Origin of the sequence: Symbiobacterium terraclitae (genome assembly GCF_017874315.1) — a bacterium.
In the GTDB taxonomy this organism is placed as follows: Bacteria; Bacillota; Sulfobacillia; order Symbiobacteriales; family Symbiobacteriaceae; genus Symbiobacterium; species Symbiobacterium terraclitae.
Window position 1 is genome coordinate 60,465 of the sequence record NZ_JAGGLG010000021.1, and the last position, 7,628, is coordinate 68,092.

Consider the following 7,628-nt stretch of genomic DNA (forward strand, 5'->3'; position numbering starts at 1 on the left):
ACGGGAGGCCGTCAGCGTGATCACCTGGCACCGCTTCCGGAGGAGGCCGGAACGGCTGCGGGGCGGGGACCGGGCTTGACGCCGCTCAGCGGGACGTCGGACCGGAGCAGCAGGAACCATCCCGCCAAAGCGATCAGGGAGGCGCCTGCGGCGATGGTGCCGAGGCCCGTCACGAAGGTCGGCCATGGCAGCGTGCCCAGCACCATGCCCAGCGAGCCCATCACCGTGTTCCCGAAGTTGATCAGCGAGGCCGCGGAGCCCGTGTCCGTCTCCTGCTGGTTGAGGAGGATGTCCGTGGCGATGGGCCGCATCAGGCTCGAACCGAACGTGAACGGCATGAACGAGAGGAGGAACGCCAGGGGCGCCAGCCGGCCCGCCAGGAGCACGGCCAGCCCGCCGCCCAGGGTCAGGCTGAGGCCGGCGGTGATCAGCTTCCGGGGTGCGACCCGGCCGTTGATGCGGATGTAGGTCAGCGGGCCCAGGACGGAGATGGCCGCGTTGGTCGCGAAGAAGAAGCTGTAGGCCGACTCCGAGAGCCCGAAGAAGTCGATGTATATATAGGAACTGACGGCGATGTAGGCCATGAAGCCGGTCGGGATCAGCCCCACGATCGCCAGGAAGCGGATGAACGAGCGATTGCGGGCCACCACGAAGAGGCGCGCCAGGCTGCTCCACACGCCGCCCCGCAGCCGGGCCTCCGGCCTGAGTGGCTCCTGCAGGAACAGCGCCGCGGTGAGCGAGAGCAGCGAGATGCCGCTCAGCACGAGAAACGTGGTGCGCCAGGAGGCGTACTGCACGATCAGGGCGCCGATCACCGGCGCCAGCATCGGGGCCACCACGGACATCGACTGGATGGTGGCGAGGATCGTGCCGCGGAGCCGGCCGGAGAAGCAGTCCTTCACCAGCGCCGTGGAGACGGAGACCATGCAGCCCGCCCCCAGGGCCTGCAGGATCCGGAAGAGGATGAGCTGCCAGACCGAAGTCGCCCCCGCGCAGAGGAGGCAGGCGGCGATGTAGACGCCCAGGCCCGCGACCAGCACCGGCTTTCGCCCGAACCGGTCGCTGAACGGGCCGAAGAGCAGCATGCCGACCGCGAAAAAGAAGAAAAAGCCTACGAGGGTCAGGTTGAGCACGCTGGCCTGCACGCCGAAGTACGCCATCATCGTGGGAAACGACGGCAGGTACATGTCGGTGGACAGGGGGGCGGTCATGTTGAGCACGGTGATCAGCATGACCAGCCCCGCCTTCCTCAGGTACCGCTGCTCCACCGGCAGACTGTCGTTCACGGATAAGGCCTCCCGTTCCTGTTGGCTGGGCACGGCCCCCGGCCCTGCGGTGCGCCCTACTGCTGCGGCTGGGCGCCTGGTTTCTGCTCGACCACCAGCTGGCCCGCGCTGTCCCAGTAGCCGGTCGCGTTCTCGCCCACCAGTTGGGGCTGGGTGCCGTCACGCAGGGCGGTGTAGAGCTGGCTGCCCTTGTAGAAGAGGATCCGCCCGCCGTCGGGCGAGGGGGTGACGCCGCTCGCCCCGTTCAGGAAAGCGCTGAGCAGCACGACCCTGGCGGTGAGCGGGTCGGCCTCCAGCCAGCGCCCCGCGGTGTCGGCGAACAGCAGCGTCGACTGGGGGGTCCACTGCAGCGCCCCCGTCGGGACGGGCGCCTCGCCATCCGCAGCGCCGGGCTGCCCCTGGCTGCCTGTCTGCCCCTGTGCACCCGTCTGCCCCTGTGCACCCGTCTGCCCCGGCGCACCCGTCTGACCTTGTGTACCGCCTTGACCTTGCGCGCCAGACAGGCCCTGCCCGTCAGGCTGCGGGGCCGTCAGCGGCGGGAGGGTGACGTGCCAGAGCCAGGCGCCGTCGATGCGGGTTACCCAGAGCCCGTCGGCGTTCAGCACGGCCCGGAAGAGCCCGTCGGGAGACGGGGCGGCCGTGGCCAGCGCGGCCAGGGTGTCAGCGGACGGCGGGCTTGCATAGAGTCCTGAAGGGAGACGGTCCCCCAGCGGCGTCGGCTGCCCCGGCGCGGGCAGGGCCGGATAGCCGGCCGCGAAGGGCGACCCGGGGTCGATGCCGTTCGGAATCTCGGTTTCGGCGGTGTTGGACCTGGCGCAGCCCGAGAGGAGGAGGAGCGCGAGGGTGAGTGCGGCATATCGGGCCAGGCCTGGCATCAGCGTCAACGCCTCCCTTCGGCGAAGGAAACAGCGATATGGTGGGGAATATAATATAGGTTTATCGCCCTTGTAACCGGGGTACACATGTAAAAGGCTCCACGGTTGAAGTTAACATAAACCGCAGCGAGGGGGAAGGGCGATCCGGCCCCTTCGCGAAAGAAGAGGGAGCGCGATGAACCTCCGATCACGACTGGCAGTCTGGATGGGCAAGGGGCTGGTGACCGCGACGCGCGTCGCCGGCCGCGGCGGCACCACCCTGCCCGGTGCGGTCGCCCGCAAGGTCGCCCCCGACTTGCTGCGCAGCCTGGCCGCCCAGCCCCGGGAGGGCGTGGTGGCCGTCACCGGCACCAACGGCAAGACCACGACCGCCAAGATGCTCTCCTCCATCTGCGAGGCGGCGGGACTCGGGGTGGCCCACAACCGGGCCGGGGCCAACCTCATCGCCGGCCTGACCACAGCCTTCATCCAGGCGGCGAACTGGACCGGGCGCATCGACCGGGCCGTGGGACTCCTGGAGATCGACGAGGCCACCATGCCCCAGGCGTGCAAGGAGGTGCGCCCCCGGGCGGTCGTGGTGACCAACTTCTTCCGCGACCAGTTGGACCGCTTCGGCGAGCTGGAGCAGACCGTCAGCCTCGTGGGCCGCGGCCTCGAGCACCTCGCGCCCGGAGGGCGCGCCGTGCTGAACGCCGACGACCCCAACTGCGCCCGCCTCGGCCAGCAGGTGGGCGGGGAGCCGCTCTACTACGGCTTCGAGGTGCCCTCGGTCTCCGGCGGGGCCCGGAACGGGGCTTCGGATGCCCGCCACTGCGTGCAGTGCGGCCACCCCTACGAGTACTCTGCCCTGCACTACGCGCACCTGGGCAAGTACCGCTGCCCCGCCTGCGGTCACCGGCGGCCCAGGCCCAAGGTCTACGTCGACCGCGTGTGGGACGTGGACGCCCGGGGCTCCGCGCTCCGCCTCGTGACCCCGCAGGGCGCCTGCGAGGTGCGGCTGCAGATTCCCGGTCTCTACAACGTATACAACGCCCTCGCCGCCGCTGCCGGAGCGGTGGCGCTGGGGCTGCCGCTGGCGGCGATCAAGCAGGGGCTTGAGGCCACGACCAGCCAGTTCGGCCGCATGGAGCTGATCACGATGGGCGACCGGCAGGTCTTCATGGCCCTGGTGAAGAACCCGGCGGGCTTCGACTCGGTGATCCAGACCGTGATGCAGGCGGCGGCCCGCAAGAACCTGGTCATCGCCATCAACGACCAGTACGCCGACGGCACCGACATCTCCTGGCTGTGGGACGTGGACTTCGAGGCGCTGGCCGGCCACCAGGACGAGATCAACTTCGTCATCTGCACCGGCCAGCGGGCGGAGGACATGGCCGTGCGGCTCAAGTACGCGGGGATGGACGTCGCCAAGCTCTCGATCGAGAAGGACCCGGAGCTGGCCGTGAAGCAGGGGCTTCGCTACATCCAGGCCGGCGACCTGCTCTACATCCTGCCCACCTACACGGCGATGCTGCAGATCCGCGGCATCATCGCCCGCAAGGGGCACACCAAGAAGTACTGGGAGGTGTGAGCGTGGAGCGCCCCCGCATCCATATCGGCTGGCTCTATCCCGAGTACATGAACCTCTACGGCGACCGGGGGAACATCATCGTCCTCACCCAGCGCTCCCGCTGGCACGGCCTCGCCCCGGTGGTGACGCAGGTGCGGCTGGGCGAGACCGCCGACTTCGCCCAGTTCGACCTCCTGATGATGGGCGGCGGCCAGGACCGGGAGCAGTCGCTGATCGCCGACGACTTCATGAAGGTGAAGGGCAGTTCGCTGGGCGACGCGATCGAGGACGGCCTGGCCGTGCTGGCTGTCTGCGGCGGGTACCAGATGCTCGGCAAGTACTTCAAGACCCACACGGGCGAGATGATCCGCTTCACCGGCATCCTCGACCTCTGGACCGAGGGCGGCAAGGAGCGCATGATCGGCAACTGCGTCGTGGAGAGCGACCTGTTCGGCGGCACGCGCACCATCGTGGGCTTCGAGAACCACTCCGGCCGCACCTACCTGGGGAAGGGGCTCCGCCCTCTGGGCCGGGTGGTGAAGGGATACGGCAACAACGGCGCCGACAGAACCGAAGGCGTCGTCTACAAGAACACCGTGGGCACCTACCTGCACGGCTCCATCCTGCCCAAGAACCCCCACCTGGCCGACTGGCTGATCCAGCGTGCCCTCGACCGGCGGTACGGCGGCGAGGTGAAGATCGGCAAGCTGAACGACGATCTGGAGATGCGGGCGCACGAGGCCATCATCGCCCGGTTCGGCCGGTGATCCGCGTCGAGCGGGCCGGGGTGGAGACCCGGCTGCACTCGTCGCTCTGCGCGGTCTGCCCGCACGGGCCCACGGGCTGCTGCGCCTCGCCGCCGGGGGTCGACTGGGCCGACATCGGCCGCATCGTCTCCCGGGGCGGGGCGCAGTGGCTGCTGGGCGAGATCGCGGCCGGCAACCTGCGCCCCGGGCCCCGGGGGCTGCTCCTCCGCCGGGTGCCGAACCCGGGCGCCAACGCCGGGGCCTGGCCCACCAAATGCGTCTACCACGGCCCGCGCGGCTGCACCATCGACCCCGACCGCCGGGCGGCTACCTGCAACTACTACCTCTGCGAGGAGGCCTTCCTGGCCGGGGGCGAGTACCAGGGCGACCCTGCGGCCCGGGAGGCGCGGGCCGCGCACGAGGACCTGGTCGCGCTCTACGGGCAGTGGGACCTGGAGCTGCAGGCGGCGGTGGCGGAGCGCTGGCCCGCCGGCCCGCCCTGGGACGAGCCCTTCCTGGCCTGGGTGGGGGAGGTATGGCGGCAGATGGTACAACGGGACCGGAGGAGATGGAGGGCGCTGCGCTAGCCCGCAGGCTGGCGGCGTCATCCCGGAGCAGACGGGAGGCGGTTTGAGAGCGGCTGGCAGAGCGATATCAGAGGAGCCGTTAGTCGCTGCGGCAGCGAGGAACCCTGGCGCAAGGCCAGGGGTTCCGTGTCACCGCTTCACCACCCGGAAGGCGTCGGCGATCACGTAGCCCGTGCCGCTGGTCCAGCGGCTGACGGCGATGATCTCCCGGTCGCCGGCCAGCAGCCGGAACGTGCCCAGGTGGACCCACTTGCCGCCGTTCGTCCGCTGGTTGACGTGCACCGTGACCGGCGTCGTCCCTGTGCCCGAGCTGTCGGCCTGCCAGATCACCACCGGGGTCTTGTCGTTGTAGCCGCTGTTGGCCGGGTACCACATGTAGATGTCGTAGTAGCCGGTGGAGGGGATGTTGAACTTGTAGTAGGCGGCGTCGCTCACCGCCGCGGGGTCGGCGAAGCGGTAGTCGCTGCCGTAGCGCTGGCTGGACCAGGTGGAGGTGCCCCAGTTGCTGCTGGCCCGGAAGCGGCCGGAGGTGGAGTTGTCCACGATGGCCGACCAGGAGCCGGAGGACTGGGTGACCAGGCTCATGTAGTAGTTCCAGTCCCAGCAGCTGCCGGGGTCGGTGTGCGTCGCACCGGGCACCTCGTTGTGGCCGATGATGTGGTTCCGGTTCATCGGGATGCCGTACTTCAGGGCGATGTTGCGGGCCAGCGCGGCGCTGGACCGGTACATGGCGTCGGTGAACCACGTGCAGCTGGACACCCAGCCCTCGTGCTCGATGCCGATGGACTGCGTGTTGTAGGTCCAGTTGCCGGCGTGCCAGGCGATGTCCTTCTCCCGCACCATCTGCGTGACCGCCCCGTCGCTGGAGCGGATGACGTAGTGGGCGCTCACGTTGGAGCTGGGGTTCTGGAACCAGCTGATGGTGCCGGCGTAGGAGCCCTGGGTCACGTGGATGACGATGTAGTTGATCGGGTAGGTGCTTTCCCGGTTGGAGACGGTGTAGTTGGACGAGTGGGCCGGCACCCATGCGGCCGGGCCGTAGTCCTCCGACTGGATGGAGACCAGCCCCGCGTACTCGCCCTCGTCGGGCTTGACCGCCTGCGGCTCGATGCGGATCTCCTCGCCGTCCACCTCGGCGTCGATGCCCCGGTTCAGGAAGTCGTAGACCTGACGGGCGTAGTCCCGGGCTGCCGCGCCCTCGAGCCCGCTGTACCTGGCCACGGCCTCGAACCAGTCGCCCAGCTTCATCTCCTTCCCGGCGCCGGCCCGGTCGGCGGCGTAGTGCGCCAGCAGCGCGGCGCCGCCCATGATGTTGGCCGCCGGGTCGCTCTTCAGGAGCTCCTCGTCGAGGCCGGACAGGGCGGCGGCCTGCTCCAGGGCGGTGACCTCGGGGTTGGAGACCAGGTGCATCACGCCGTAGCCCCCGGCCACGCTGGGCACGCCGTCGTGGTCGTCCAGCCGCGTCTCGGCATAGGCCAGGGCCACCAGCAGCTCCACCGGCACGCCGTACGTCTCCGCCGCCTTCTGGAACGCCCGGCCCAGCGGGCCGTCCAGCCGGTTGCCCCGCTCGAACTCCGCAGAGGCCGCCAGGCTCGTGCCCACCACCCCGAACAGGAACAGGAGGAGAACCAGGGAAGCCAGCCATCGATGCGTGCGCATAGCGAACCCTCCCCTACAGGATCGGCCTCGGGAGGCCGTAGGGCATTCTTACAAGAAGATGTAAGAATAATCAATACTCTATCAGGAAAAATGCATATGTCGTTCAGTTTGGTGTGTGCAGGGCATCGCCGTCTCTGAGGCGAACAAGAGTAAGAGCCTGCTGCAGTCTGAGGGAAGGGAGGGTTCTGATGCGCCGGAGCGTATGCCTCCTCTGGCCCCTGGCCGCCCTCCTGCTGCTCCTCGCCGCGGGTTGCGCCGCGCCCGGGACGGAGGCGCCGCCCGCCGCCGGCAATCGGGCCGGTGCTGGCGTGGCGGAGCCACCGGGGGAGGGCGACGCAGGGGGGCAGGGTCCGCAGCTCACGCTCACCTATACGGACCCGGAGACGGGCCTGACGCTGGGTGTGCCCGAGGGCTGGTTCGCCTACCCGGTGGAGGACGCCGTGGTGGCGATGATCAGCCCGGCGAAGGGGGAGGAGGACTTCTTCCGGGAGAACCTGCTGGTCACCGCCGACGACCAGTTCCCCGACCCGACGCTGGAGACGTACGTGGAGGCCCTGGAGGACGAGGTCCGCAGGCGGTACCCCGACACCGAGACCCTGGAGAGCGGCGACATCACGGTTGCCGGCATCGAGGGGCGCTGGCTGGTGGACCGCTTCACCGGGCCGAAGGGTGAGGCCCGCGTCTACCGGGTCGTCCTGGTGCGCGACGGGGTCGCCTACGTGCTGCACGGCACGGCCCCGGTCTGGACGTTCGACGCCTACCGCCCCGTCTTCGAGGCGGTGGCGCAGTCGGCCGCGTGGACAGCGGAGACCAGCCCCTAGGCAAGCAAATCGGGGCCGTCCCAAAAGCAGGTTGCTCTGCTGGGACGGCCCCGTTCCTTTTCGTTCGAATTGGGTTTTTCAGGTAGTCAATCGACCATCTTGCGA

The 7,628-nt window shown here is 69.3% G+C and carries 7 protein-coding genes; 4 read left to right on the forward strand and 3 right to left on the reverse strand.

What is annotated here, in order from left to right; genetic code table 11:
* Positions 1-20: 20 nt before the first annotated feature.
* Together J2Z79_RS12265 and J2Z79_RS12270 are read right to left on the reverse strand one after the other, a co-directional pair.
* Entirely contained in the window at positions 21-1,286 is a 1,266-nt protein-coding gene (locus J2Z79_RS12265) for a Bcr/CflA family efflux MFS transporter (protein WP_342589480.1), read from the reverse strand.
* 56 nt (positions 1,287-1,342) lie between these two features.
* Complete coding sequence (locus tag J2Z79_RS12270) at positions 1,343-2,161, reverse strand: hypothetical protein (protein ID WP_209467183.1); 819 nt, start codon at positions 2,159-2,161, stop codon at positions 1,343-1,345.
* A gap of 175 nt (positions 2,162-2,336) precedes the next feature.
* On the opposite strand from J2Z79_RS12270, the gene J2Z79_RS12275 reads away from it, so the two are divergent.
* Genes J2Z79_RS12275 through J2Z79_RS12285 form a run of 3 tightly spaced genes read left to right on the forward strand, consistent with a single transcriptional unit; the run spans position 2,337 to position 5,043 of the window.
* Positions 2,337-3,731 carry a Mur ligase family protein gene (locus J2Z79_RS12275; protein WP_209467184.1) on the forward strand — a complete coding sequence of 465 codons (1,395 nt, stop codon included), beginning with the start codon at positions 2,337-2,339 and terminating at the stop codon, positions 3,729-3,731.
* 2 nt (positions 3,732-3,733) lie between these two features.
* Positions 3,734-4,477, forward strand: a complete 744-nt coding sequence (locus J2Z79_RS12280) for a type 1 glutamine amidotransferase (protein ID WP_209467185.1) — start codon at positions 3,734-3,736, stop codon at positions 4,475-4,477.
* The gene (locus J2Z79_RS12285) at positions 4,474-5,043 is read left to right on the forward strand and encodes a hypothetical protein (RefSeq protein WP_209467186.1); all 570 of its coding nucleotides are present in this window, start codon (positions 4,474-4,476) and stop codon (positions 5,041-5,043) included. Before J2Z79_RS12280 ends, J2Z79_RS12285 begins: the two co-directional genes overlap by 4 nt.
* A gap of 129 nt (positions 5,044-5,172) precedes the next feature.
* On the opposite strand, the gene J2Z79_RS12290 is transcribed toward J2Z79_RS12285, so the two are convergent.
* Entirely contained in the window at positions 5,173-6,702 is a 1,530-nt protein-coding gene (locus J2Z79_RS12290) for a golvesin C-terminal-like domain-containing protein (protein WP_209467187.1), read from the reverse strand.
* A gap of 188 nt (positions 6,703-6,890) precedes the next feature.
* Here J2Z79_RS12290 and J2Z79_RS12295 point away from each other — a divergent pair, with 188 nt between their 5' ends.
* Complete coding sequence (locus J2Z79_RS12295; RefSeq protein ID WP_209467188.1) at positions 6,891-7,523, forward strand: DcrB/PsbP domain-containing protein; 633 nt, start codon at positions 6,891-6,893, stop codon at positions 7,521-7,523.
* The last annotated feature ends 105 nt before the right edge of the window (positions 7,524-7,628 follow it).

Bases quoted from the DNA above. Each gene is read 5' to 3' on its own strand.
- J2Z79_RS12295 (WP_209467188.1), top strand. From the start codon at position 6,891: ATGCGCCGGAGCGTATGCCTCCTCTGGCCCCTGGCCGCCCTCCTGCTG.
- J2Z79_RS12290 (WP_209467187.1), bottom strand. From the start codon at position 6,702: ATGCGCACGCATCGATGGCTGGCTTCCCTGGTTCTCCTCCTGTTCCTG.
- J2Z79_RS12275 (WP_209467184.1), top strand. From the start codon at position 2,337: ATGAACCTCCGATCACGACTGGCAGTCTGGATGGGCAAGGGGCTGGTG.
- J2Z79_RS12270 (WP_209467183.1), bottom strand. From the start codon at position 2,161: ATGCCAGGCCTGGCCCGATATGCCGCACTCACCCTCGCGCTCCTCCTC.